Raw genomic sequence first — 24703 nt, 5'->3', positions numbered from 1 at the left:
CGCCGGGGTGCCGTCGGCGGAGGCGATCGCCGTGACGCCGAGCGTGGCGGCCGCGGCGACGGCACCGCCAACGAGCCAGCGGGACATGCGCTTTGACATGCCTAATCCTTTTCGTTCATCTCGCGTTGCCCTGATGGGCAGATCTTCGGAATCGGGTGACCGGCCTGAATGGTGGGCGAACCAAACGGGCGTGGCGCGACGTCATTGTCGGTGCGAATGACACGAATTGACTGAGCCACAGATGTTGGAGCCGCAGGCGGAATCCGGTCCATCGAACCAGACGGGCCGGTGCCCGGACAACCGCTTTCGGCGACTGGCCAGGCAAGATGTCACGCTTTCAAGGTCATTGGGTGCTTGTAGGCGATGCGGCTGTATTTGCTTGGCTATGCTCGCCGTCGGGTGTTTCATTGCGCTCGCTTTGCCCGGCAACTCCCAGAATTCGTGGACGCTCTGATGTGACGTCATTTATCGTGGCTCCGCCGCGGCCGGGATACGGCCGATGTCGACAGTGGAGGTTTCCCGTGCGCCAATCGATATCCCGCTCACGACGGCGAGGGAGGGGAGGGCCGCCGCTGTTGGGCAGGCTCTCCCTGGGGCTGTTGCCGCTCGCGCTCACGGCGGGGCTGGTGGGGGCGGGCGTCCCGAGCGCCGGCGCCGCCACCGGGCCGGTCGACGAGTCGACCCGACTGAACGATCGTGGCCGCGCCGTGCAGGCGTGGCTCAACGGTGGTCCCCGGCTCCATGCGCTCGCAGAGGCCGCACTGACCGGCTCCGATCAGAGCGTGAAGCAGTTCGTCGACAACGAGTTCGCCGGTGCCCGACGCGCGGACGACCTGCTCGCCGCGACGCAGATCTCCAGCGTGGGCGGGCCGAAGGTCCGTGAGGCGGCCGACAGGGCCATCGACGGCACCGCCGCCGAGCTGCGCGCCTTCCTGGAGGGCGGCTGGCAGGCGGCGCTCGACGCGGACCGGCGGCTGTGGATCACCCGGCTGACCGACCCCGCGATGGGTGCCGGACGCAGCCTGCAGGCCGCGGGTGATGCCGCGCTGCGCAGCAACACCAGCAACGATCTGCAGCAGTTCCTGACGGATGGCCAGTTCGCGGCGAAGGACGCCGACGACCGGGTCAAGCTGGTCCAGATCCTGAGTTCCGGTGGGCCCAACGTCCAGGCGGCGGCGCGGATCGCGCTGAACGGCTCGATCCAGGACGTGCGCGAGTTCCTGGCGACCGGCCGGTACATCGCGCAGAGCCGTGACCTGGAGCGCGCGAGCATCGCGCAGCTGGCGCAGCAGGCCAAGGACGCGAGCGCGCAGGCGGCGCAGGAGACGGCCGCGGCGATCGAGGCCAAGGACCAGGCGGTCCACAATTCGGAGCTGGCCAAGGCGGATGCGGCGAGGGCCGCGGCCGAGACGCAGCAGGCCGGCAATGACACGGCCAAGGCCACGGAGGCGGCGAACAGGGCCGCGAGTGCGGCCGAGCGTGCGGGTGCGGCGGCGCAGACGGCGATGACGGCCGCCCGTGCGGCCAACGCGGGTGCGCGGGCTGCCGCCGTCGCGGCGTCGAACGCGGCGGCCGCCGCGGCCGGGGCCCAGCGGGCCGCGGCGAACGCGCGGACGGCGGCTGCCGCTGCGGCCGGTGACGAGACCAAGGCGCACGAGGCGCGGGTGGCGGCGGACGCCGCCGACGCGGCATCCAAGATCGCCGCGGACGCGAACGCCACGCTCGTCAAGGCGAACGAGGCCGCCAAGAGCAGCAAGGACGCGGCGGGTGCCGCGCTGAGCGCCAAGGGCAACGCGGATTCCGCGGCGGGTTCGGCCGAGCAGGCCGGTGCCTACGCGGACAGCGCCGGCGGGCAGTCTGCCAAGGCCAAGCAGGCCGCGGCGGCGACGCGCCGCTCGGCCGCCGAGGCCGGCCGTGCCGCCGCCGCCTCCCAGCAACTGGCCGGCGAGGCCGCCACACAGGCCGAGAACGCCAAGACGCTGCTGGCGTCCGCGGCCTCCCACGCCGCCGCGGCGGCGCAGGCCGCCCGGGACGCCGCCGACCACGCCGGCCAGAGCGCCAACGCCGCCCAGGAGGCGACCGACCACGCGAACGCCGCCTCCGGCTTCGCCGCGGACGCCCAGACCGCGGTTGACAGGGCAAACGCCCTCCAGGACCTGACCCGTCGCACCGAGGCCGAGGACCTGGCCAACCGCACCGCGGCAGCGGTGGAGAAGGCCCGCAAGGACAAGGCCGACCTGGCGGACAAGCAGGCGCAGACCGACCAGGCCGCCCAGGACGTCCAGAAGGCGAAGGCCGAGGCCGACCGCCTGGCCCAGCTGGCCAACCAGCCCGGCGCCACGCCGGCGCAGGTCGCCACCGACGGCCGCAAGCTCGCCCTCATCTCCCGCAAGATCTCCGGAGAGTGGGGAGCCGCAGCGGCCGAATCCGCTCTCACCGGCAACGACACCGCCGTGTTCGCCTACCTCAAGAGCGGACGTCGGGCGGCTGAGGAACGCGATACGCGGCAGAGTGCCACCGCGCTCTACACGGATTCGGACAATGACGCGGTCCGTACCGCCGCCTACACCGCCCTGCAGGGCAACGCCACCCAGGTCGCCGCGTTCGTGACCAGTGGCCGGGACGAGGCCGCGGCGCCGGACAACCGGCTGACGATCACCCGCATCAGCGACAACGCCGGCCCGGCCGTCAAGGCCGCCGCCGACGCCGCGCTGCGGGTCAACACCCCCGCCGCGCTGCGGGACTTCCTCGGCAAGGGCCTGTCGGACGCCCAGGCCGCCGACGACCGGCTGACCGCGGTCCGGCTGGAGGACGCCCCGGACACCGAGCCCGAGCTCAGGGCCGCGGCCAAGGTGGCCCTCGAAGGCCCCGTCCAGGACCTGCGCACCTTCGTGGCCCGGGGCCAGTTCACCGCCCAGCAGAAGGACCGGCTCACCGCCGTCCACGTCGCCGACGTCAAGGGCCTGATCGCCGAAGCCACCGCCAACGCCGCGACGGCCCAGAAGAACGCGGCCACGGCCCAGGCCGCCGCCGCCACCGCCCGCAGCGCCGCCGAGGAGGCCAAGGGCTATCAGGCCTCGGCCGACGCCTCGGCCGCCACCGCCGCGGACCAGGTCACCAAGGCCCAGGCCGCCGCCGATGCCGCTCAGGCCTCCGCCACCAGGGCAGCCGCCTCCGCCAAGAGCGCCAATGCCGCCAAGGCCTCCGCCAACCGCGACGCCGCCAGCGCCGTCTACTCCGCCAACAGGGCCGAACAGTCGGCCCGGCAGGCCCGATGGTCCGCAGCGGACGCCAACGAGTCCGCGAGTGCCGCCCGGGCTTCGGCGGAGGCGGCCGGCAAGGACGCGACGGCCGCCCAGGCCGCCGCCGATGACGCCCACGCGACCTACGAGACGCGGCGGGACGCCGAGGAGAAGGCCCGGCTCGCCAAGCTCGAAGCCGAGCGCAAGGAGGCCGAGAAGCAGGCCCAGGCCGCCAAGGAGAAGCAGGACTCGATCGCGGCGATCGAGGAGGAGATCAAGAAGGCGAAGGAGGACAGCGAGAACGTCAGCTACCTCTACCACCTCTTCTCCGAGAGCATCCACCTCACCCTCGACGTCATCGGCGGCGCCGGCGGCGTCATCGCCCCGGGCCTCGCCGACATCGCGGACCTCGTCAACTGCGCCTACTACGCGGTCGAGGGCCGCACCACCGACGCGGTCACCTCCTGCATCGGCGCGATCCCCTTCATCGGTGACGGTGCCGCCGTCGCCAAGCTCGCCCAGTGGGCCAAGAAGTTCGGCTCCTGGGGCGAGAAGGCCGTCGAGTTCATCAAGAAGCTCGTCACGCGGCTTCCTCCCTCGTGCCCGCTGAACAGCTTCCCCGCCGGCACCCGCGTCCTGATGGGCGACGGATCCGCCCGTGCCATCGAGACCGTCAGGATCGGCGACGAGGTCCTCGCCACCGACCCCACGACCGGGCTGACCGGACCGCGTGAGGTCTCGGCCACCATCTACACCCCGGACGACCGCGACTTCACCGACATCTCCCTCGGTGTCGGACAGTCGCTGACCAGCACCGACCACCACCCCTTCTGGTCCGAGAACCGGAAGCAGTGGACCGACGCCGCCGACCTCAGGACCGGCGACGCACTGCGCGACCCGGCCGGACAGCCCCGGCCGATCGAGAGCGTCCGGCACTGGAGCACCCTCCAGCCCGCCTACAACCTCACCGTCGACGGCCTCCACACGTACTATGTGCTGGCGGGCCGGACCCCCGTGCTGGTTCACAATTCCAATTGCGGGGAGATCGCACTCGGTCTCAGCAGCTTTGATGACGAACCGATGTTCCTGCAGCTGTTCGCCAGTAAGGTCGGCGCCAAGTCTTACCACGATTGGCCCTCTGGCGGTGACAGGTGGGTCAGCGAGTTCAAGGCCTTTGTCGATGACGGAAAGACGAAGATCCACTTCAATCTGGATGGCATCGACAACGCGAAGGAAGCCGCCCGTATCGGCAGGGGGACGGATCCGATCTTCGACGGTCACTCGACCGGCTGGGAGTTGGCCTACATTCAGGACAATCCGAGTTCGTGGTCGCGCGTGATCTTCTACAAGGGAGGGAAACGCCTGGATGACAACCCACTTGCCGGCTGACGAGGAGCTGCCGAAGCCGGTTGCGAGCCTGCCCGTCCTCTTCGACGGGGAGTTCCAGCTGTGGCGGTACGGCTCCAGTCATTCGGAGCTCAAGCTGCGAAGCGTCGGGCCCTCCTCGGCGCGCGATTTCATCGAGATGACGTTCTACGGCGTCGTGGGAATGAAATTGAGGTCCGTCTATCGGCCGCTCACGCTCGCCAGTGCGGAGCCGGCGCAGATCGAAGAGATTCTGGGAATCTCCGAAGTGCGGGAATCCCAGTCCTCGCGGGTTCGCTGCCTGGCACTGAAATCGGGTGGCATCGACGGCCTCGTGGCGTGCCTCAGCTACAGTGTTTGGTCACACCCCAGAGGCTCGGAGCGTGACGTCACCGGAATCCAGAGCCCGGATTCCGTGCTGATACTCAGAGGGTAGCGAAGGGCCCCGCCGGAGCAACTCCGGCGGGGCCCTTTGTGTGCGGACCGGGGAAAGCGCTCGGCCGGGTGTCCCGGCCGAGCGTTCGGCGTCGCGGCCGGCGGTTACGGGTGGGTGAGGCGCAGCGCCAGGTCGCGGGCGTGGGTGGCGGCGGTGGGGCCGCGGGTGGGGTCGGGGGCTTCGGAGAGGAAGACCAGGGCGAGCATCAGGGCGGCGTCCAGGCGGCAGGCGAGGAGGCAGGGGTCGTCCTCGTCGGGGACGGGGGCGACGGTGGCGTAGCCGGCGCGCAGGGCGGCCAGGTCGAGGTCGTTCTCCGGGTAGCGGGCGTACTCGGCGAGGCGGCCGAACTCCAGGGCGGGGGTGCCGAGCAGCGCGTTGGACCAGTCGAGGAGGGCGGTGGTGCGGCCCCGGCTGCGGCGGATGTTGGAGCTGCGGACGTCGAGGTGGAGCAGGCTGGTCCCGGTGAGGGAGGAGAGGTGGCGGGCCAGGAGGTCGGCGGCCGGGGGCTCGGGCAGGTCGTCGACGCGGCGGGCGAGTTCGGCCCAGCGGCGGCCTATCCGGGTGGTGAGGACGTCGACCGTGCTGCCGCCCTCGGCGGCTACTGGGTGCAGCCTCGGTGGCGTCACCTGGTGCAGCTGGGCGAGGAGTTGCCCGAGGGTGTGGGAGTCGAGCGGTGAGCCGTCGTCGTCGACGTAGTCGGAGAGCAGCACGTCGGGGGAGTTCGGGTCGTCGGCGAGGACCAGTTCCCGGGCCCGGGCGACGGGCAGGCCGCGCTCGGCGAGGTGCCGGGCGATGGCGTGCTCCTGGACGAGCAGGGCGCGGGTGTCCACGTACGGGTCGTTGGCGTTGGAGTCGAACCGCCGGTGCGCGAGCCGTACGGCGACCGGCGCGCCGTCCCGGTCCAGGGCCCGGAAGACGGTGAACTCCAGTCCCTTGCCGACGAGTTCGAGGCCGCTCAGGCCCCACTGTTCGGCCAGTCGGTCCAGTACGGCGAAACGCTCACTCATTGCGCATCCTCGGAGTCTTGCGACGGTCGGTCGCCCTGCTGTCCTTCAGCAGGGCGTAGGCGATCGGCAGGCAGGTCAGCAGGGTGACCACGCCGCCGAGGGCGAAGGCGGCGCGCGGCCCGGCGGAGGCGCTCACCCGGCCGAAGACCAGCGCGCCGAGGGGCATCGTGCCCCAGGCGAACAGCCGGTAGACGCCGGTGGCCCGGCCGAGCATCCGGTCCGGGATGATCGTCTGGCGCAGCGAGACGGCGACGACGTTCCAGACCATCAGGGCGAAGCCGGTGGCGCAGTAGGCGGCGGACACCGCCCACACCCGGTCGGTCGCCCCCACCGCCAGGCCGGCGAGGCCCATCGTGGCCAGGCCGCCGACCAGTGCGGGGACCCGGCCGATCGCCGTGGACAGCCGGCTCGCGACCGTGCTGCCGATCACGCCGCCGATGGCCCCGGCGGCCAGCAGTGCTCCGTACGCGGAGTCCGGAAGCCCCAGCACGTCGTGCACCAGGATGACGAAGACGGCAATCTGGCCCAGGTAGACGGCGTTGATGACACCGGCGGAGACGGTCAGGGCGCGCAGCAGCGGATCGCGCAGGACGAAGGCGACGCCCTCGCGGATGTCCGCCAGCAGGCGGGGGCGGGGCTTCTCCGCAGGCGATCCGGGTTCGGATCCGGATTCGGGGTCCGGGGCGGGTCCGCGGATGCCGCGCAGCAGCACCGCGGAGACCAGGAAGGAGACCGCGTCGATCAGCAGCGGAACGGCCCGGCCCACGGTGAACAGCACGCCGCCGACGACCTGTCCGAGCAGGTCGCGGCCGATCGTCTGGACGGCGAAGAGCCGGCCGTTCGCCGACTCCAGGCGTTCCTCGGGGACGACGCTCGGCAGCAGGGCGAAGGACGCGCAGTCGAACAGCACCTCGCCGACGCCCAGCAGGAAGGCGGCGGTGAGCAGGGGCCAGAAGGTCAGCCGGTCGGCGGCGAGCAGCACGACGGCGAGGACCAGCACCGCCGCGCGCAGCAGGTCGGCGAGGACCATCAGCAGGCGGCGTTCGAAGCGGTCGGCGTAGGCCCCGGCGGGCAGGGCGAACAGCAGCCAGGGCAGCGTGGTCGCGGCGGTGACGGCGGACACCTGGAAGGCGTCGTGCAGCACCGCGGTGGACAGCAGCGGCAGCGCGGCGAAGCGCATGCCGTCGCCGATCGCGGAGGAGGCCGCGGCGCCGATGACCCGGTGGTAGCCGGAGGCGGGACGGACAGCGGTGTCGGTGCTCACCCGCGCGGCTCCGGGAGGGATTCCGGCCCGGCGGGCGCGCTGTCCCGGGCGCCGGCGCCGTCCCCCGCGGAGAAGACGGCGCAGCGCAGTTCGCTGGTGTACCGGTGGCCGTCCACCTCCAGCCAGCGCTGGTCGGGGGCGGGCAGCATTTCGGAGATCTCCAGGGTGCCTTCGGCCCTGGCGGCCAGCCGGCCCAACTGCCGTACCAGCAGGGGGGACTCCCAGTCGACGTAGACCGGTTTCGGTTCGCCGGGGACCTTGACGAAGACGTGCCGGGGCAGCCGGTGTTCGGCGCGCAGCCGGCAGGCGGCGACGAACCGGGCGGCGTCGTCCCGGCCGGTCGGCCGGCCGAGGGCGGTGGTGTCGCGCAGCCGCTCGGCGGGGATGCGCCAGGTCTCGCGCTGCAGTACGACGCGGCCGCAGCGGATGCGCGGGATGTGCGCGAGGTGGGGGGCGTTCAGTCCGGCGCCGCCGAAGTGGCGGGGGAAGGCGAACGGGGAGAGCGGGTCCTGCCGGATGCTCGGGCCGCCGGCCGGGGGTGCCATCAGCCGCAGCCGGCCCTCGACGCCGCGGGCGCGCAGTTCCAGCCGGTCGCCGCGCAGCACCAGGTAGAGCTGGGAGGGCTGCAGGACCCGGTCGCGGGTTTGCGCGGAGCGGCCGTAGACCTCCAGGTCGTGGCAGGGGTAGACGAGTTGGGTGGAGGACTTGTCGGGGTGGCCGCGGGAGAGGTTGGCGAGGACCTCGTCGTCCGCGAGCAGGGACTGGTAGCCGCGGTACACCTCGGAGAGCAGTTCGGGGGTGTGTTCCTGGATCAGCGGGCCGAAGCTGGTGTGGGTGATGACCTCCCGCACCGCGTGGCAGTCGCCGATGACGGCGGTGAACCGGCCCTCGGCCAGGTCCTCCCGGCTGGCGGCGGCGAACAGGACGTCCGGGTCGCAGACGGCCGGCGGGCTGCTGGGCCGGCCGGCGAGGACGGCCGCCATCCGGTCCCGGTCCACCACGACCTCGGAGCGGTCCGGGTCGGTCGCGGCCCCGCCGAGCAGGGCGGCGCCGATCGCCCGGTCCAGTTCGGCGAGTTCGGCCTCGACGGCGAGGCACTCGCGGGCGATGGCGTCCCGGTCGCGGAAGAACTCGGCGTAGAGCACGTCCAGCGGGATCTCCACCCCGGGGCCGAAGCGCTCGGCCACCCACCGGGTGAGGATGACCAGTTCGCGCCGCATCCGCAGGCGCGGGCCGGCCAGCACGGTCTCGTACACGATGGACAGCTCGTCGGTGATGAAGCGGGCGAGGTCCGGGCCGACGGTCAGGTCGGCGGGCCGGCCGCGGGCCTCCTCGAACAGGATGCTGCGGTCGGCGTAGTGCAGGCCGCTGTTGCGGTTGGCGGGGCCGCCGGTCAGCTGCTCGAACCGGGCCTTGCCGGCGGCGAGCGCGGCCGCGCGCTCGGGCAGCGGCAGCCTGGCGAAGCGGGTCAGGTCCGCCTCGAAGCCGTCGATCGCGGCGAGCAGCGGGGCGGCCGGTTCGGCGGGGGCGGCGAGCAGTTGCTCGCGCAGGGCGGCCAGCGGCCGGTGGTCGCCGATCGGGATCTCGAACTCGACGACCACCCATTCGCGGTCGGCGAGTTCGGCGAGGGCCGTGTCGAAGGGGACGGGGCCGGGCGGCTCGTCCTGCCAGGCCTGCCGCAGTTCGCGCAGGGTGCGTTCGCCGTCGCAGTGCTGCCACAGCCAGGCCTCGTACGGTTCCACCGGCCGCCCGCCGAGGTGCTGGAAGTCCCAGTCGGTGTCGAGGCCGTCGCGGGTGGTGAAGGCGTACAGGTCGATCCGGCCGTCCCGCAGGAAGGACAGCGGGCGGCGCCGGGGCCGGGCGTGGTCGAGCAGGCCGGGGACGGCGGCGGCGCTCTGGGCGAGCTTCTCGGCGGCCCAGTGGCTGAACAGCGCGTGCCGTTCCAGCTCCCGCTCGCCGGTCCAGGTGATGCCGGGGGCGGTGCCGAGGCGGCCGGGAGTGAAGGGGCCGAAGTGCGAGTGGGTCTCGTTCTTGGTGGTGACCCGTTGGAGGTACATGGTGAGCAGGTCGGTCATCTTGCGGGTGCGCCGGCCGGTCGTGCCGTCGTGGCCGTCGAGCCAGGCGGCGAAGGTGGGGTAGGCGGAGTCGTTGGAGAGCAGCAGGACCTGCCGCAGGCGTTCGTCGCCGAAGGCCTCGACCACGGCGGCCCCGGCCCGGTCGAGGCGGTCCTGGTGCCGGGCGGCGAAGCGGGTCTGCTCCTCGGCGAAGTGCCGGGCGGCGTCCTGGTAGCCGCGCAGGGTGGCGGCCGCCTCGGCGGGTACGGCGGCGGCCGCCTCGGCGAGCGCGGGCTCGGGGACGGGCAGCAGGAAGCCGGCCGGGGAGGAGAGCCGGGCGGCGCCGGGCACCGGGTGCCGGCGCAGGGCGGCCTTGAACTCCTCGGCCAGTGCCTTCAACCGCTGCCCGTGGGCGACGAGTTCGCGGGCCTCCTCGGCGGCGGCCGGGTCCGCCAGGGGGGCGAGCAGCTCCATCGGGAAGCCGGCCTGGCGGAGCACGACGACCGGCGCGAGCTGCCAGGCGACGCGCGCACCGGGCTCGGCGGTGGTGGTCCGGGGGTCGTTGACGGTGGTCACAGCCTCACCTGGGAGTCGAGTGGACGGGCGGACGCCGGTCGTGCAGGGCGTCCAGGACGGCGAGCGGGTCGGTGGGGAGCGCGGGCAGCAGGCCGGGGCTCGGCGCCCAGGGCTTGACCCGCACCCCGTGGTAGTCGGACCCGGCGGTGGCGACCAGGCCGAGCCGCCCGGCCGCCGCGGCGAGCCGGGCGCTGTCGGCCGGGGTGTGCCAGCTGGTCCACACCTCCAGCCCGGCCAGGCCGGCCGCGCGCAGCGGCTCCAGCAGCGCCGCGCACTGCGGGGTGTCCAGGCCGGCGGTGAGCGGGCCGGGGTGGGCGAGGACGGCGACCCCGCCGGCCTGCTCGATCCAGGACAGCACCTCCACCAGGTCGGGGTTGACCGGGTGTTCGACGTGCAGCGGCCGGCCGGGCCGGCACCAGTCGGCGACGAGCCGGGCGAAGCGGTCGCCGCCCTCGCGGTACGGGGCGAACCGGGGATCGCCCTCGGCGGCCTCCAGCAGCAGGGCCAGGTAGTCGTTGACGTAGGCGACCCGGTCGCCGCCGAGGCGCCGCTCGACGTCGGCCCGGGCGAGCGGCACCCCGAGGGCCTGCGCCCGGTCGGTCCAGGTGCGCCACCAGGCCAGTTCGGCGTCGTGGACGCGCCCGATCCGCTGCCGGAACGGTTCGTCGCCGGGGTCGACGAAGTAGGCCAGGCAGTGGGTCTCCTCGCCGCGCCAGCTGGTGGTGATCTCGCAGGCCGGTACCACGGTGAGGCGCCCGCCGGCGGCCCGCTCGAAGGCGGCGACGCCCGCGAGGGTGTTGTGGTCCGTCACGGCGGCCACCCGCAGGCCGGCCTCGACGCACCGCCGGGCCAGTTCGGCCGGCGCCTCGTCGCCGTCCGAGTGCCGGGTGTGCAGGTGCAGGTCGACCGGGGTGGCCAGGGTGGCGGGCACGCCCCGCATCAGCAGGCCCCCCGCATCGGCTGGATCCGCATCAGCAGGCCCCTCGCATCAGCGGGCTCCGGGCAGGGTGCGCCGCCAGGAGGCGGCCAGCCAGCGCTCGTACTCGGGGCCGGACGGGTCGTCCACGACGAGGCAGAGCGGCTCGATGATCCGCCCCGCGCCGCCGGCCAGGCCGCCGTGCAGCATGGTCAGGTTGTGGCCGAGCAGCAGGTCGCAGTGCTCGCCCGGGGCGAGCACCTCCCAGCGGCGGCGGAACCGCGTCCAGGTCAGGCCGGTGGCCATGAGCACCTGGTGGCAGAAGAGCCGGGTCGCCTCGCCGCGGCACTCGCCGCACGGACAGCCGTGGGCCAGCGGCACGGCGGCGGGGAAGCGTCGGCGCTCCTCCTTGGTCAGCACGGCCTCGCCGTGGTGGAAGGACAGGCCGTGCCAGAGCGGCTCCTCCAGTCCGAGCATGGCGCCCACCGAGGGGTAGGCGCAGCCGTGTTCCGGCTGGCGCTCCAGGCCGCGGGCCAGGTTGTCGCCGAGCCAGCGCGCCGCCGTGGCCGCGGCGTCCGGCCCCCGGTCGATGCCGCGCCGCTCCAGCACGTCGTCGATCACGCCGAGCCAGTCGTAGTACGTGGTGACGCTCAGCCCCTCGCCGACCTCGGGCAGGAAGATGCCCTGGTACATCTTGTGCGCGGGGGTGGTGGTGTACCCGGAGTCGCCGTAGGTGCGCCGGGCCGGGTCCCAGTCGGGGTCGTCCTGGAGACTGGGCGTCAGGTACGAGCAGTGCTGGCCGTCGTGGTGGGGCAGCAGGGTCCGGGTGGTGAAGCCCTCGGGCACGTGGGTCTGCTGCGTCCGGTCGACCTCCAGCCGCATCCGGGCGGGGGCGCCGCGGGCGATCAGCGTGGTGCGGACGCGTTCGACGATGGAGGTGGACAGCCGCCGGCTGTCCTCGACCCCGAGCCGCAGCCGGCCGATCCGGAAGACCGCCCAGCCGGTCCGGTGGATGACCTCGACCGCCTCGGCGGCGAGGGCGTCCAGCGCCCGCTCGCGCTCGGCGGGGGCGTCGGAGAGCAGCGGGGTGCAGTCGAACCGTGCTTCGTGGGAGGTGAATCTCACCGGTGCTCCTGGGGTGCGGAGGGGGTGCCGGGGGCCCAGGGCGCGAGTTCGGCCGGGGCCACGTCGGTGCGGAACAGGAACTCGAAGAGCAGTCGGGCGGCGATCTGCGCGGTGCCGCCGGACGGGTCGTAGCGGGGCGCGATCTCGGCGATGTCGACGGCGCCGACGGGCAGCGCCCGCAGCTCCTCGTAGACGTCGAGGAGGTCGCCGATGCCGATGCCGCCCATGGTGACGTGCCCGGTGCCGGTCGCGGCGGCGCTGTCGAGCACGTCGATGTCGAGGGAGACGTAGACGGTGTCGCAGCGCGAGCCGAGGTCCTCGATCACCGGGCGCAGGGCCGCGGCGGCGCCGTCCCGGGTGATGGAGGAGCCGGGTACGACGTGGAAGCCGCTGTCGAGCAGGCCGCGGAACTGGTCGTACTTGGTGACGTCCCCGACGCCGACGAAGGCGATGTCCTCCGGTCGCATCCGCGGGATCTCGCTGATCCGGCGGGAGTTGGAGCCGTGGTACAGCGGACCGTGCAGGGCGCTCCAGTTGCCGAAGTCGAAGTGGTGGTCGATGTTGATGAACCCCACCCGGCCGGCGCCGCGGTCGAGCCGTCCGGCGCGGAAGCCGGCGAAGGTGGGGAAGGTGCAGGAGTGGTCGCCGTTGAGGAAGATCAGGCGCGGGGCGTTGCAGCTCAGGCGGCGGCTCTCGGCGGCGACGGCCTGGAAGGTCTTCACCGTGTCGGTCGGGTAGATGTGCAGGTCTCCGGCGTCCGCGACGCTGGGCGCGTGGTAGCGGAAGGTCTGCCCGGTGCGGGTGTCCAGCATCCGCCACTGGCCGAGGCTGGTGAGGTAGCTGGAGAAGACCAGGCTGGCCTGGCGGATCGCCCGCGGCCCCTCCGCGGCGCCCGGGCGGGAGCTGGCGGTGGCGTCGTAGGGCACGCCGGACACCACCCAGCCCGTCTCGCCGACGTCCACCTGCTCGGCGGTGGTGGTGGGGGCGCCGAACAGGGTGCCGACGCCGGCCCAGCCCGGCAGCGGGTCCTGCTCGAAGTCCTCGGGCTTGACGCTGTTCCGGAGCGCTTCGAAGTCGGGGAGCTCGGTCATGTCAGTCCTCCTGCACGGCGGACGCGGCGGGCACGCCGGGCGCCGTGGGTGCGGTGGGCGCGGCGGGCGGGGTGGGCGCGGCGACGGGCAGCGGGGCACGGATGACGTCGTGCGCGGCGGCGATCTTCTCCTGGAACAGGTCCCAGCTGGCCTCGGGGGACAGGTGCCGGGGCCGGTAGACGACCGGGGCGTCCTCCCGCCAGTCGGCGAAGTCCCAGTTGAAGATGCGCTCGCGCAGCCTGGGGAAGTCCGGGGTGAGCGGGTACGGCACGAAGTTGTACAGGTTGAAGAGCCACAGCGCCGATTCGTTCTCCCGCATCCAGGCGACGGTCTGGCCGTGCGCGGCCTCCGTCTCCTCGTCGAGGCCGCCCATCATGTTGAGGACGATCTTCAGCCCGGCGTCGCTGAGTTGACGGATCTTCGAAGTGTAGTCGTCCAGGCCGCGGGAGAGCTTGTTGAGCCGCTTCAGCATCTGCGAGTCGGCCGACTCGAAGCCGAGCTCCACGGCGACGACGCCGAGTTCGAGCATGGCCTCGACGATCCACTCCTTCACCTGCATCACGTGGGTCTGCACGATGAAGCGGTAGCCGGGGCGGTCGCGGAAGACGTCCAGCAGGTTGCCGACGGCCTCGCGGGACTGGCCGAAGGTCTTGTCGCCGATGTAGAAGAGCCGGGTGTCGGGGAACCGGGTGGTCAGCTCGTCCACTTCCCGGGCGAGCGCGTCCTTGGCGACCAGGGTGAGCTGCTTGCTCCAGGCGTCGCCGCAGAACGAGCACTGGTACAGGCAGCCGTGGCTGGCGTTGAGCCGCAGCAGCGGGACCCGGCCGTGGTAGCCGCCGAGGTGGCGGTAGTCCGGTGCCCAGGTGATCCGGTCGGAGACCAGGCCGGGCAGCAGGGGCTTCTCCAGGCTGCCGCCGGAGCCGGAGGCGAGTTCGACGAGGCGGCGCACGAAGCCGGCGTCGAGCTGGCCGCGGTGCACGGCGTGCACGGCGCCGTCCGGGGCGAGCGGGGCCATGTTCCCGCCGAGGACGACGCGCCGGCCGGCGTGCTCCAGCCGCTTGGCCACCTCCAGGGCGAGGCGGAGGTTCTGGGCGAGCGGGGACATCAGGACCAGGTCACCGGGGGCGGTCGCGTCCAGCAGCGGTTCGGCGCAGTTCTCCGGCTCGGCCGGGGTCCTGGACAGGTCGCGGAAGACGGAGTCGAGCCCCGCGGTGTTCAGCAGGGCGGTCAGGTGGGCGACCCACAGCGGCATCTCCCACAGGCCGTCGGTCGGGATGAAGTACTCGGGCAGCAGGGCCCGGAAGCGCCGGTCGTAGTCGTCGTAGTAGCGCGACAGGTTCGGGTCGGGGTCGTGGCTGGAGGGGAAGGGCAACTGGACGATGCAGCTCTTGGTCATGAGCGGTGCCTTCGGTCGGTGAGGGCGTGGGGTCCTCGACGTGGAGCACTCAGTGGGACCGGCGCGAGAAGACCGCACAACGCAGCTCGCTGGTGTGACGTTCTCCGTCGATGTCGAGCCAGAGGTGCTCCGGGGCGGGGAGCATTTCGCTGAACTCCAGGGGGACGGCCGTCCTCCGGGCGAGCCGGAGGACCTGCCGGACGATGAGGGGGGACTCCCAGTCGACGTAGACCGGTTTCGGCTCGCCGGGGATCTTCAGGAAGCCGTGGCGCGGCAGGCCGAGGTCGCGGCGGAGCCTGCGGGCGGCGGCGAACTCGGGGGCGTCGCCCTTGGACCGGTGGACGCCGGGGCTCCAGCCGCGCAGCGCCTCGGCGGGGATGCGCCAGCGTTCCCGGTGCAGCACGATCCGGCCGCAGCGGATGCGGGGCACGTGGTCGCGGTCCCGGTCGCGGATGCCGACCCCGCCGAAGTGCCGGGGGAAGGCGAACGGGGAGAGCGGGTCCTGGCGGATGCCGGGGCCGCCGGCCAGCGGGGCGAGCAGCTTCAGCCGGCCCGCCAGGCCGTGGGCGCGCAGCTCCATCCGGTCGGCGGTGGCCACCAGGTACAGCCGGTCGGGCCGCAGGACGTCGCCGCGGGCCTTCGGGGAGAGCCCGTACACCTCCAGGTCCGGGCAGGGGTAGGTGAGTTGGGCGCCGGTCTTGTCGGGGTGCGAGCGGGAGAGGTCGACCAGCACCTCGTCCTCGTCGAGCAGTTCCCGGTACCGGGTGTGGATCTCGTCCAGCAGCTCCGGCGCCTCGGCCTGGAGCATCGGGGCGAAGCTGGAGTGGGTGAGCGCCTCGCGCACGGCGTGGCAGTCGCCGACGACGGCGAGGAAGTCGCCGCGGGCGATCGCGGCGGCGTCCGGCGCGGCGAGCATCACGTCGGGGTTGCACAGCGCGGGCGGGGTGTCCGGGTGGCGGGCGAGGAGCTCCTCCAGCCGGGCCCGGTCGACGACGCTCTCGGGCCGGCCGTCCTCGGCGCCGTCCAGCAGCAGGGCGACGACCTCGCGGTCGAGTGCCTCGATCTCCCGGTCCACCTCCTCGCACCGCGCGGCGAGGCGCGGCTTGTCGGCGAAGAAGGCGGCGTAGAAGTCCGGCAGCGGTACGGGCGTGCCGAGGCCGAAGCGCCGTGCCGTCCAGTGCCGCAGGACCTCCAGTTCGCGGCGGATCCGCAGCCGGGGGACGAGCAGGGTCAGGTCGTAGACCGCGGACAGCTCACGGCCGATCAGCCCGGTGACGTCCGGGCCGAGGACGACGTCCTCGACCGGGCTGTACGCCTCCTCGTAGAGGATGCTCCGGTCGGCGTAGTGCCGGCCCTCGGAGCGGTTGGCCGCCGATCCGGTGACCTCCTCGAAGGCCTCCTTGAGCTCGCCGAGCAGGGCCGCGCGCCGTGCCGTGGGGCCCTCGGCGAAGCGGCGCAGCCCGTCCTCGAAGCGGCGCACCACGGCGAGGTCGGGGGAGTCCTCGGCGAGGTGCCCGGCGAGCGAGCGCAGCACGTCGGTGGACCCGATCGGGATCTCCCAGCGTCCGATCAGCCAGTCCTGGTCGACGAGTTCGGCGAGCACGTGGTCGAAGTCGAGGTCGGCCGGGCGGTCCGGGCGTTCGGCCCAGGCGGCGCGCAGCCGCGCCACCGTGCGTTCCCCGTCGCAGCGCTCCCAGAGCCAGGAGCGGTGGGTGTCGAAGGTGTCGGACTTCACGGCGACGAAGCGCCAGCCGTCCGGCATGCCGGTGGTGGACTCGAACGCGTACAGCCTGACCAGGGGGCCGTCGGCGAAGGCGAGCGGGCGCCGGCGGGGGCGCACCGTCTCGAAGGCCTCCGGCCGGGCGCTGAAGACCTCGGCCATCGCCTCGCCCGCCCAGTGGCTGAGCAGGGCGATCCGGCGCAGCGGGCCGGTGGACCAGGTGATGCCGGTGGCGGCGGTGCCCTCGGGGGCCGCCCGGGCGACGGCGAGGGGGCCGAAGTGCGAGTGGGTCTCGTTCTTGGTGGTGACCCGCTGGAGGTACATGGCGAGCAGGTCGGTCATCCGCTTGACGTGTCCGTCCGACCCGGTGCCGCCGGCGGCGATCCAGGCGGTGAACTCCTCGAAGCGGGCGTCGTTGGACAGCAGCAGGACCTGCTGGAGGGAGGGTTCGCGGAACAGGTCCACGACGGTCCGGCGGGCCCGGGCGAGGGCGGCGCCGTGCTCCTGTTCGAAGGCCTTCCAGTGGCTGTCCAGGGTCTGCACCGCGTCCTGGTAGCGCTTGGCCGAGTCCAGGGCGGCGGGGCCGAGTTCGGCTTCGAGCCGGGCGAGGTCGGCGGGCGGGAAGGGGCGGAGCATGCCGACGCCGGAGGCGAGATCGCCCCGGGTGCCGGCCTGTTCCGCGCGCAGGGCGGCCTTCAACTCCCGCCCCAGTTCGACGGCTTCGTCCCGCAGGGCGAGGACGGTGTCGGCGGCCCGGGCGGTCGGACGGTCGACGACGCGGTCCAGTAGCGAGAGCGGGTAGCCCGCGTGGCGCAGCATCGCGACCGGGGCGAGCGACCACCCCCGGCCGCCGCCCTGTGCGGGTTGCACGGTGTCCGGGCGCTGCCTCGGTTCGTCCATGATCGTCCCCTCATGGCTGACTTGATCACGACAGTTCGTGACCATACCCAGACGTCGAGAGGTCTTTCAATAACGATGTGGTCAACCCGTCGGTTTCCGGCCGGAACTGACCGGTCGACAGCCGAAACCCCGAGGTCGTGCAGCAGGGCCGGTCCATTGGGATGGCCTCGGTGGGGCTCATTCGTCCGGAAGTTGACGACGGGTCAGGCATCGGGCCGATCGTGGCGTGCGCCCTCGGCCCCGGGGCCGGACGCGCCGGAGGGGCGCCCCGGGCGGGGCGCCCCTCCGGGTGGGTCAGGACTGCGCGGCGAGCAGCGCGGCCAGCCCGTCCAGTCCCCGGTCCAGGGTGGCCGGGTCGACCTGGCTGACGGAGAGCCGCAGCTGGTGCTCCCCGCCCGCGCCCGGATAGAAGTGCGACATCGGGGTCCAGATCACCCCGTACTCCGAGGCCGAGCGTTCCAGCAGCGCGTCGTCCACCACGCACGGCACCGTGAGCACCAGGAAGAACCCGCCGCGCGGCTCGTTCCAGGTCACCCCGCTGCCGGGCGGGAAGCGCTCGGCCAGGCCCTCCAGCACCAGCGAGAGGTTGCGCCGGTACAGCGCGGCCACCTCGGTGTTGGCGGCCCGCAGGCTGTGGCCGTGCTCCAGCAGCGCGCCGCCGATCACGGCCTGGGCGATCGGCGAGGTGTTCACCGTGGTCATACTCTTGATCATGCCGAGCAGGTCGGCGAACAGCTCGGTGCCTCCCCGCCCGTCCGCCACCAGCTGGTCCGCCACCACGTAGCCGACCCGGGCGCCGGGCAGGGCCGTCTTGGCGAAGGAGCCGAGGTGGACCACCCGCCGCTCGGTGTCCAGCGCCTTGAGCGAGGGCAGCCGCTCGTCACCGGCGAAGACGCAGTACGGGTTGTCCTCCAGCAGCAGGAAGTCCTCCTCGGCGGCCAGCGCCAGCAGCTCCCGGCGCAGCTCCAGCGGCAGGCTGGCCCCGCTCGGGTTGGCCACGTCCGGCACCAGGTACAGCGCCCGCGGGCGCAGGCCCTCGGCGCGGGCGGCGGCCAGCCGGCGGCGCAGGTCGGCGAGGTCCACGCCGTCCGGGCCGTCGGCCACCGCCCGCACCGGCAGGTCGGCGAGCAGCGCCGCGCCGGTCAGGCCCACGTAGGTGGGGGAGACGGCCAGCACCACGTCCTCGGGGCCGCGGCGCAGCGCCCGCAGCACCAGGAACATCGCCTCCTGGCAGCCCACCGTCACCACGATCGACTCGGCGGGCACCTCGATGCCCTCGTCCGTGGCGAGGTGGGTGGCGATCAGGTCGTGGATGATCCCCTTGGTCCGCCCGTACTGGAGCACCTGGCGGCGGGCCGCCTCCTCGCTCAGCCCGCGCTCGGTGCGCAGGTGGTCGAGGTAGCGGTCCAGGTGGCGGTGGACGGCGTCCAGCTCGAAGAACTGCTCGGCCGGGCGCCCGGCCGCGAAGGAGACCGCCTCCGGGTAGCGGATGGAGATCTCGTTGAGCAGGTTCATCGAGGTCATCGCCGGGTCGGCGAGGGAGGTGTGCAGGCCCGCCAGCAGCAGGTCGTGCGGTGCGGCGATGGTGGTCACGGGGTGCTCCAGGTGGTGCCGGGCAGGGTGGTGGTGCGCAGTTCGGCGGCGGCCCGCAGGTCGGCGCAGCCCGCGAGGCCGAGCGCGTGCCGCAGCTCGGCGGCGAGCAGGTCGAGGACCTCGGTGCAGCCCGCCTCGCCGCCGGCCGCCAGGCCCCAGATCAGCGGGCGCCCGAGCAGGACCCCGGAGGCGCCGAGGGCCAGCGCGGTGAGCACGTCCGAGCCGCCGCGCACCCCGCTGTCCATCAGCACCTGGCAGTCCTCGCCGGCCAGCGCCTCGGCGACGGCCGGCAGGACCGTCACCGCGGGCACGGCCCGGTCGAGCTGGCGGCCGCCGTGGTTGGAGACCACCACGGCCGCGGCGCCGATCCCGGCGGCCCGCCGCGCGTCGGCCGGGTCGAGCACGCCCTTGACCACCAGCGGCAGTTCGGTCTCCCCGCGCAGCCATTCGAGATCGGCCCAGGTGACGCCGGGGGAGAGCAGTTCGGCGGTGTGCGCGGCCACCGCCGAGACGGCGGCGGTGGACTCGTGCGCCCGCCCGGCCGCGCCGCCCTCCAGCAGCGCCGCGCGGACGTCGGCGGGCAGCGCGAAGGCGTTCCTGGCGTCGCGCAGCCGGCGGCCCATGTACGGGACGTCGGCGGTGACCACCAGGGCCTCGCTGCCGGCCTCCTCGGCGGCCCTGACCAGGTCGAGCAGCCGGCCGCGGTCGCGCAGCCAGTACAGCTGGAACCAGAGCGTGGCGCCGGTCCCCGCCAGCTCCTCGAAGCCGACGCTGCTGAGCGTGCCGACGGTGAACGGCACGCCCGCGGCCGCGCAGGCGCGGGCCGAGGCCAGCTCGCCCTCCGGGTGGAACAGCCGGTGGTAGGCGACGGGCGCCACCGCCACCGGCAGGGCCGCCCGGCTGCGCACCAGGGTGGCGGTGGTGTCCCGGGTGCTGACGTCGGTCAGCACCCGGGGCACCAGGCCCACCCGGTCGAAGGCGGCCCGGTTGGCGGCGAGGGTCAGTTCGCGTTCCGCGCCGCCCTCCAGCCACTCCCAGACCTCGGGCGCGAGCGCGGCCCGGGCCCGGTCGGCGTACTCCGCGACGGACAGCACCGGGCGCCCGGCGGCCGGGCCGGCCGGTGGAACGCTACGGACGGACGCGCTCATCCGGCCACTTCGCCGGCGTTGCGCTGCAGCTCCACGGCCTCGTAGAGGGCGCGGATGTTGTTGCTGCCGAAGTTGCGGGCCCGGATGCGCTCGATCACCTCGAAGAAGTAGGTGTTCCGCGGGTGCTGGGAGCGGGTGAAGATCTGGAACAGCTGGCCGTCGTGGTCCTGGTCGACCAGCAGGTTCAGCTCGCGCAGCTGCTCGAAGGAGTGCCGCAGCGGCGTCAGGCGGTCGGGCAGCGCGTCGTAGTAGGTCTGCGGGGTGCGCAGGAACGGCACGCCGCGCTCGGCCATGGTGGCGACGGAGTGCACCGCGTCCTCGGCGGCGAAGGCGACGTGCTGGACGCCGGCGCCGCCGTGGCCGGTCAGGAAGGAGGCGATCTGGCCGCCCGCGTCCGCGGTGAGCGGCTCGATCAGGGTGAGGGTGACGCTGCGGTCGGCGCTCTGCACGACGGCCGAGTCCATGCCGAGCGTGCCGACCTCGACCCGCTCCTCGAAGATCGTCCGGAAGCCGAAGACCTCGCGGTAGCGGTGCTCGGTCTTGCGCAGCTCGCCGAACGGGATCAGGACCGCGAAGTGGTCGACGGAGTGCAGGCCGACCTCGCCCTCGCCGGTCGGCTCGGCCGGGTCCGGCAGGCCGGGGAGGCGGCCGGCGGGGACCTCGGGGCCGCGCTCGACCAGGGTGTGCACCACGTCGCCGAAGGCGTCGACCACCGCGGTGACGCAGCCGTCCGCGGCCTGCGGCTCGCGCAGGGCGGCGGCGCCGCGGGCGGTCAGCGTGCGGAACGCGTCGGCGGCGTCCGGCACCCGCAGGCCGAGGGCGCCCACGCCGTCGCCGTGGCGCTCCAGGTAGTCGGTGGCGGGGTGGCCGGCGGCCAGCGGCTGGGTGATCAGCAGCCGGATGCCGGACTGGCCGACCAGCGCGGACAGGCAGCGCTCGGCGCTGTCGCCGCGCTCGGTCGGCGGGACGAGCAGCTCGAAACCGTACTCCGTGGTCAGCTTGGCGGTCTCGGCGCCCACGTCGGCCACGTAGAACTCGACGTGGTCCAGCTCGACGGGGATCGGGGTGACGGCGGGCGAGGAACGGTCGGTCATCTGAGGAGCTCTCTCGTGAGGAGGAACGGGAGGGTGCTGAGGGGCGATCGGGCGGGCGGACGTGCTCGGCGGTGCGGGTGCGCGCGGCGGTGGTGCGGGAGTTCGGGTGGTGCGGACGTTCGGGCGGTGCGACGTTCACGTGGTGCGGAGTTCGGGCGGGCGGGCCGGTGGGCCGGCCGGGGCCGGTCAGGTGGGCTGGAGGTCCTTGGCGTCCTCCGGCTCGGCCGGGCCGTCGCCCTCGGACGCGCCCTCGGGCTCCGGCGGCTCCGTCGGGGCCTCCGGCTTGCCGATCAGGTGGGCGGCCGCGAGCAGCGCGCCGACCACCATCACGCCCAGCACCACCCGGAAGTCCAGGGCGGCCACCAGACCGGAGCCGACGCCCACGGCCAGCGCCTGCGGCGCGGTGAGCGAGAGGTTGACGGCCGCCTGGGCGCGCCCCATCAGCTGCGGCGGGGTGGACGCCTGGGCGGCGGTGGCGAGCCCGACCAGGGCGGCCGGGATGCCCGCGCCCGCGATCACCAGGCCGGCCGACACCACGTACAGCGACGGGGCCAGCAGCAGGACGATGCCGAGGCCGAACACCGCCGATCCCGCCATGACCGTCCGGCGCGGTCCGAGCCGGCCGATCAGCAGACCGCCGACCACCGAGCCGACCAGCGCGCCGACCGCCTCGGTGGTCTCCAGGACGCCGAGGAACTGCGGCGAGCGGTGCAGCCCGTGCTGGGTCAGCGCGAACAGCACCGGCTGGAGCAGGCTCAGCACGAAGCCGGCGCCGGCGGTGGCCACCACCAGCGGCCGCAGCCCGACCGAACCGCGCAGGTGGACGAAGCCCGCCAGCACCTCGGTGCGCCAACGCAGGCCCGAGGGCTCCGGCTTGACCTCCGCCACCCGCAGGGTGAGGAAGCTCAGTGCCGCCAGCAGCAGCACGGCGAGGTCGGCCACGGCCACCACGTGCCCGCCGAACCAGCCGTAGAGCCCGGAGCCGAGCAGCGGTGCCACCAGCGTGGTGCCGGCCCGGGCGCTCTGGGTCAGTCCGGCCGCCGCGCCGAAGTCCTGACGCTCCGTCAGGATGCTGCGCAGCAGCGCGCTCTGCGCCGGGGCCAGGACGGCCCCGGCCAGACCGCAGACCGTGGCGGTGCAGTAGATGATCCAGACCGTGTCCCGGCCGTCGACCAGCAGCAGCGGCAGCAGCGACACCGCCACCGTCAGGTTGACCCCGACCAGCAGCGGCTTGCGCCGGACCCGGTCGGCGAGCAGGCCGCCGAGCGGCAGCAGCAGCAGGGGCGCGGAGAAGCAGAACAGCACCAGACCGGCGGCGGAGTTGCTGCCGGTCAGCACCTTGGCCCAGATGCCGAGGGCGATGGAGAGGGCGCTGTCACCGAGAACGGACAGGGTCTGCCCGGCGAGGTAGCGCCGGAACTCCGGGCGGGCCAACAGCGGGTGCATGGCGGTTCCTTCGCTGCGCCGACGGCGCTTCGGGGTGTGCGGGGGTGTGCGGTGGAACGGGGTGGTGCGGGGCCGTGCGGTGGTGCGGTGGAACAGGGCCGTGCGGTGGTGCGCCGGTGCCGGGGCGCCCGCCGGCGCCCCGGGGGCCGGGGGTGCGCCCTGACGCACGCGGGGTGCTCGGGGCGCCGGGCGGTCAGGGTGCGACGGGGTGGGCCGGGGCGAGCGGTGCGACGGCGGCGAAACCCTCGATCACCGCGTCGTTGGCATCCTTCTCGCCGATGGCGACCCGGATGCCCCGGCCGGGGTAGTACCGGACGGCGACGCCCAGGCGCTCCAGCTCCGCGCGCAGCGGGAGCTGGTCACCGGGGGCGTCGACCCACAGGAAGTTGGTGACGCTGGGCGCCACCGTCCAGCCGAGCCGCAGCAGTTCGGCCTCGGTGCGCTCCCGCTCCGCGGCGATCTCGGCGATCCGGCGCGCCATCTCGTCCTCGGCGGCGACGGCCGCGAGCAGGCCCGCCTCCTGGAGCCGGTTCACCGCGTACGGCACCTGGTGGTCCCGCACCCGCCGGGCCACCGACTCCTCCGCCAGCGCGTAGCCGATCCGCAGCGCGGCGATGCCGTGGGACTTGGACAGGGTGCGCAGCACCACCAGGTTCGGCCACTCGGCGATCCGGGCCGGGACCTCCGGGGCCTGCCAGTCCCGGGCGAAGTCGACGTAGGCCTCGTCGAGCAGGATCAGCGCGGTGGACGGCACCCGGCGGAAGAACTCCGTCAGCTCGGCCCAGGAGTAGACCGTGCCGGTCGGGTTGTGCGGGTTGCACAGCACGACGATCCGGGTGCGCTCGTCCATCCGCTCGGCCATCGCCGCCAGGTCGTGCCGGGCGTCGGGGCCGAGCGGGACCGGCCGGGCCTCGGCCCGGGCGATCTCGCAGAACAGCGGGTACGCGTCGAAGCAGGGATCCGAGTGCACCACGTTGTCGCCGGGCTCGACCACCGTGTGGAAGAGGTCCAGCGCCACGCCCGCCGAGCCGTGGCCGACCACGACCTGGCCGGCCGGGACGCCCTGCCAGTCGGCGACGATCCCGGCGATCCGCTCCGGCCGGAAGTCCGGGTAGCGGTGCAGGTCGGCACTGGCCTCGGCCAGCGCGGCCAGCACCGACGGCAGCGGCGGGTACGGGTGCTCGTTCTGTGCCAGCAGGTGTCTGGCGGTCGACGGGGCGGCCATCAGTCGGCCTGGAGGACGTAGAGCCAGGAGTGCGGGGTGGCCAGCGCCTCGACGCGGTCGATCCGCAGGCCGGCGTCGGTGAAGAGGGTCTCGTAGGTGGCCTTGGTGTGCAGCGGGACGCCCATCATCGCGTGCGCCAGCTCGAAGCCGACCGAGAAGACCGGCTGGGCGCCGTCGGAGGTGCCCGGGTCGCGCAGCATGGTGTCGCCGAGGACGAAGGTGCGGGCCTTCGGGAAGGCCTCCCGCATCCGGGTGAAGATCGAGGAGCGGGTGGCCGGGTCGGCCAGCAGGTCGTGCAGCAGGAAGAAGCTGATCACGGTGTCGACCTCGGCCACCTCGGCGGCCTCGGCGTCGTTGTCGATCTGGGTGCCGAGCAGGCCCAGGACGTCCGCGCGGACGGCGGTGACCCGGTCCTGCATGCCGGCCTCGACGATGTCGCGGCGGGCGATGTCGGTGGCCGGGCGGCTGATGTCGATGCCCAGGCCCCGGGTGCCCTCGCGCTGCGAGACCACGCGGCGCACCCGGGCGGAGGTGCCGGAGCCCAGGTCGGCGATGGTGCGGAAGTCGATCCCGCTGAGCACGTCGGTCAGCTGCGCGGCGAACAGCGACTGGTCGCACTGGGCGGAGCCGAGGGCGACCATCGCCTCGTCGCGGAAGACGTCCTGGTCGTAGCGGTGGGTGCCGGCGCTCAGGTGGCCGGCGCGGCCGAACACGTCGTGGTAGCCGCCGACGGCCCAGGTGAAGTAGCCGCGCGCGGCGGCGATCTCCAGGCCCGCCTCGGTGGGCAGGTAGGCGTCGCCGTCGGCCTTGAGGTAGCCGTAGTCGGCGGCGGCGCGCAGCACGGCCTCGGTGCGGGCGGTGTCGCCGGCCCGGGCGGTGGCCTCGGCGGCCGAGAGCGGCTCGCCGCGCCCGATCGTCTCCAGCAGGCCGATCCGGTCCAGCGCGAAGATCACGTTGGCGGCGATGAAGCCGTTGTAGGCGTCGGTCGAGGTGATCGGCGACGGGGTGATGCCACGCCAGGTGTCGGGGATGGCCGCAGTGGTCATGGTGGTGTCCGTTTCTCGGTGGGCGGGCCGGGTGCGGCCCGCGTGGTGTGCGCAGGTCG

At 73.7% G+C, this 24703-nt stretch carries 16 protein-coding genes; 2 read left to right on the top strand and 14 right to left on the bottom strand.

Annotated features, from left to right (window positions below; all coding sequences use genetic code 11):
* The first annotated feature begins 575 nt into the window (after positions 1-575).
* Together ACWGJO_RS21150 and ACWGJO_RS21145 are read left to right on the top strand one after the other, a co-directional pair.
* A complete protein-coding gene (locus ACWGJO_RS21150) occupies positions 576-4631 on the top strand; it encodes a polymorphic toxin-type HINT domain-containing protein (RefSeq protein WP_452185819.1) in 4056 nt (1351 codons plus the stop codon).
* Positions 4609-5043, top strand: a complete 435-nt coding sequence (locus ACWGJO_RS21145) for a hypothetical protein (RefSeq protein ID WP_452185817.1) — start codon at positions 4609-4611, stop codon at positions 5041-5043. Before ACWGJO_RS21150 ends, ACWGJO_RS21145 begins: the two co-directional genes overlap by 23 nt.
* A 104-nt stretch (positions 5044-5147) precedes the next feature.
* Here the strand turns inward: ACWGJO_RS21145 and ACWGJO_RS21140 are convergent, their stop codons facing one another.
* From ACWGJO_RS21140 to ACWGJO_RS21075, 14 genes are all read right to left on the bottom strand, one after another.
* On the bottom strand, positions 5148-6050 hold the full coding sequence (locus tag ACWGJO_RS21140; protein WP_452185816.1) for a phosphotransferase family protein: 903 nt from the start codon (positions 6048-6050) through the stop codon (positions 5148-5150).
* Positions 6043-7314, bottom strand: coding sequence for an MFS transporter (locus ACWGJO_RS21135; protein ID WP_452185814.1), 1272 nt, complete (start codon positions 7312-7314; stop codon positions 6043-6045). The genes ACWGJO_RS21140 and ACWGJO_RS21135 overlap by 8 nt, the downstream gene beginning before the upstream one ends.
* Positions 7311-9944 carry a lantibiotic dehydratase gene (locus ACWGJO_RS21130; protein ID WP_452185812.1) on the bottom strand — a complete coding sequence of 878 codons (2634 nt, stop codon included), beginning with the start codon at positions 9942-9944 and terminating at the stop codon, positions 7311-7313. Before ACWGJO_RS21130 ends, ACWGJO_RS21135 begins: the two co-directional genes overlap by 4 nt.
* A 4-nt stretch (positions 9945-9948) precedes the next feature.
* A complete protein-coding gene (locus ACWGJO_RS21125) occupies positions 9949-10875 on the bottom strand; it encodes a PHP domain-containing protein (protein WP_452185810.1) in 927 nt (308 codons plus the stop codon).
* Between the two features lie 57 nt (positions 10876-10932).
* Positions 10933-11985: a hypothetical protein gene (locus ACWGJO_RS21120; protein WP_452185808.1), complete on the bottom strand. Its 1053-nt coding sequence runs from the start codon at positions 11983-11985 to the stop codon at positions 10933-10935.
* Positions 11982-13076 carry an arginase family protein gene (locus ACWGJO_RS21115; RefSeq protein WP_452185807.1) on the bottom strand — a complete coding sequence of 365 codons (1095 nt, stop codon included), beginning with the start codon at positions 13074-13076 and terminating at the stop codon, positions 11982-11984. Before ACWGJO_RS21115 ends, ACWGJO_RS21120 begins: the two co-directional genes overlap by 4 nt.
* Before the next feature lies 1 nt (position 13077).
* The gene (locus ACWGJO_RS21110) at positions 13078-14472 is read right to left on the bottom strand and encodes a B12-binding domain-containing radical SAM protein (protein ID WP_452185805.1); all 1395 of its coding nucleotides are present in this window, start codon (positions 14470-14472) and stop codon (positions 13078-13080) included.
* Positions 14473-14521: 49 nt separating this feature from the next.
* Complete coding sequence (locus tag ACWGJO_RS21105) at positions 14522-17092, bottom strand: lantibiotic dehydratase (protein ID WP_452185804.1); 2571 nt, start codon at positions 17090-17092, stop codon at positions 14522-14524.
* Between the two features lie 294 nt (positions 17093-17386).
* Entirely contained in the window at positions 17387-18616 is a 1230-nt protein-coding gene (locus ACWGJO_RS21100) for a PLP-dependent aminotransferase family protein (protein WP_359909586.1), read from the bottom strand.
* A 65-nt stretch (positions 18617-18681) separates the two neighbouring features.
* Positions 18682-19833: an alpha-hydroxy acid oxidase gene (locus tag ACWGJO_RS21095; protein WP_452185802.1), complete on the bottom strand. Its 1152-nt coding sequence runs from the start codon at positions 19831-19833 to the stop codon at positions 18682-18684.
* The gene (hppD, locus tag ACWGJO_RS21090; protein WP_452185800.1) at positions 19830-20927 is read right to left on the bottom strand and encodes a 4-hydroxyphenylpyruvate dioxygenase; all 1098 of its coding nucleotides are present in this window, start codon (positions 20925-20927) and stop codon (positions 19830-19832) included. The genes ACWGJO_RS21095 and hppD overlap by 4 nt, the downstream gene beginning before the upstream one ends.
* A gap of 186 nt (positions 20928-21113) precedes the next feature.
* On the bottom strand, positions 21114-22373 hold the full coding sequence (locus tag ACWGJO_RS21085) for an MFS transporter (protein ID WP_452185798.1): 1260 nt from the start codon (positions 22371-22373) through the stop codon (positions 21114-21116).
* Between the two features lie 193 nt (positions 22374-22566).
* Entirely contained in the window at positions 22567-23598 is a 1032-nt protein-coding gene (locus ACWGJO_RS21080; RefSeq protein WP_359909565.1) for a pyridoxal phosphate-dependent aminotransferase, read from the bottom strand.
* Complete coding sequence (locus ACWGJO_RS21075; RefSeq protein ID WP_452185796.1) at positions 23598-24644, bottom strand: SAM-dependent methyltransferase; 1047 nt, start codon at positions 24642-24644, stop codon at positions 23598-23600. Before ACWGJO_RS21075 ends, ACWGJO_RS21080 begins: the two co-directional genes overlap by 1 nt.
* Between the last annotated feature and the right edge of the window lie 59 nt (positions 24645-24703).

Source organism: Kitasatospora sp. NPDC054795, assembly GCF_053611565.1.
The sequence above is the reverse complement of the archived record's forward strand: the minus strand, read 5'-3'. Positions and strand labels throughout refer to the sequence as shown.

Excerpts from the sequence above, each read along its gene's own strand:
- ACWGJO_RS21105 (WP_452185804.1), bottom strand. The coding sequence starts at position 17,092 with ATGGACGAACCGAGGCAGCGCCCGGACACCGTGCAACCCGCACAGGGC.
- ACWGJO_RS21080 (WP_359909565.1), bottom strand. The coding sequence starts at position 23,598 with ATGGCCGCCCCGTCGACCGCCAGACACCTGCTGGCACAGAACGAGCAC.
- hppD (WP_452185800.1), bottom strand. The coding sequence starts at position 20,927 with ATGACCGACCGTTCCTCGCCCGCCGTCACCCCGATCCCCGTCGAGCTG.
- ACWGJO_RS21085 (WP_452185798.1), bottom strand. The coding sequence starts at position 22,373 with ATGCACCCGCTGTTGGCCCGCCCGGAGTTCCGGCGCTACCTCGCCGGG.
- ACWGJO_RS21075 (WP_452185796.1), bottom strand. The coding sequence starts at position 24,644 with ATGACCACTGCGGCCATCCCCGACACCTGGCGTGGCATCACCCCGTCG.
- ACWGJO_RS21110 (WP_452185805.1), bottom strand. The coding sequence starts at position 14,472 with ATGACCAAGAGCTGCATCGTCCAGTTGCCCTTCCCCTCCAGCCACGAC.
- ACWGJO_RS21140 (WP_452185816.1), bottom strand. The coding sequence starts at position 6,050 with ATGAGTGAGCGTTTCGCCGTACTGGACCGACTGGCCGAACAGTGGGGC.
- ACWGJO_RS21145 (WP_452185817.1), top strand. The coding sequence starts at position 4,609 with ATGACAACCCACTTGCCGGCTGACGAGGAGCTGCCGAAGCCGGTTGCG.
- ACWGJO_RS21100 (WP_359909586.1), bottom strand. The coding sequence starts at position 18,616 with ATGACCTCGATGAACCTGCTCAACGAGATCTCCATCCGCTACCCGGAG.
- ACWGJO_RS21115 (WP_452185807.1), bottom strand. The coding sequence starts at position 13,076 with ATGACCGAGCTCCCCGACTTCGAAGCGCTCCGGAACAGCGTCAAGCCC.
- ACWGJO_RS21095 (WP_452185802.1), bottom strand. The coding sequence starts at position 19,833 with ATGAGCGCGTCCGTCCGTAGCGTTCCACCGGCCGGCCCGGCCGCCGGG.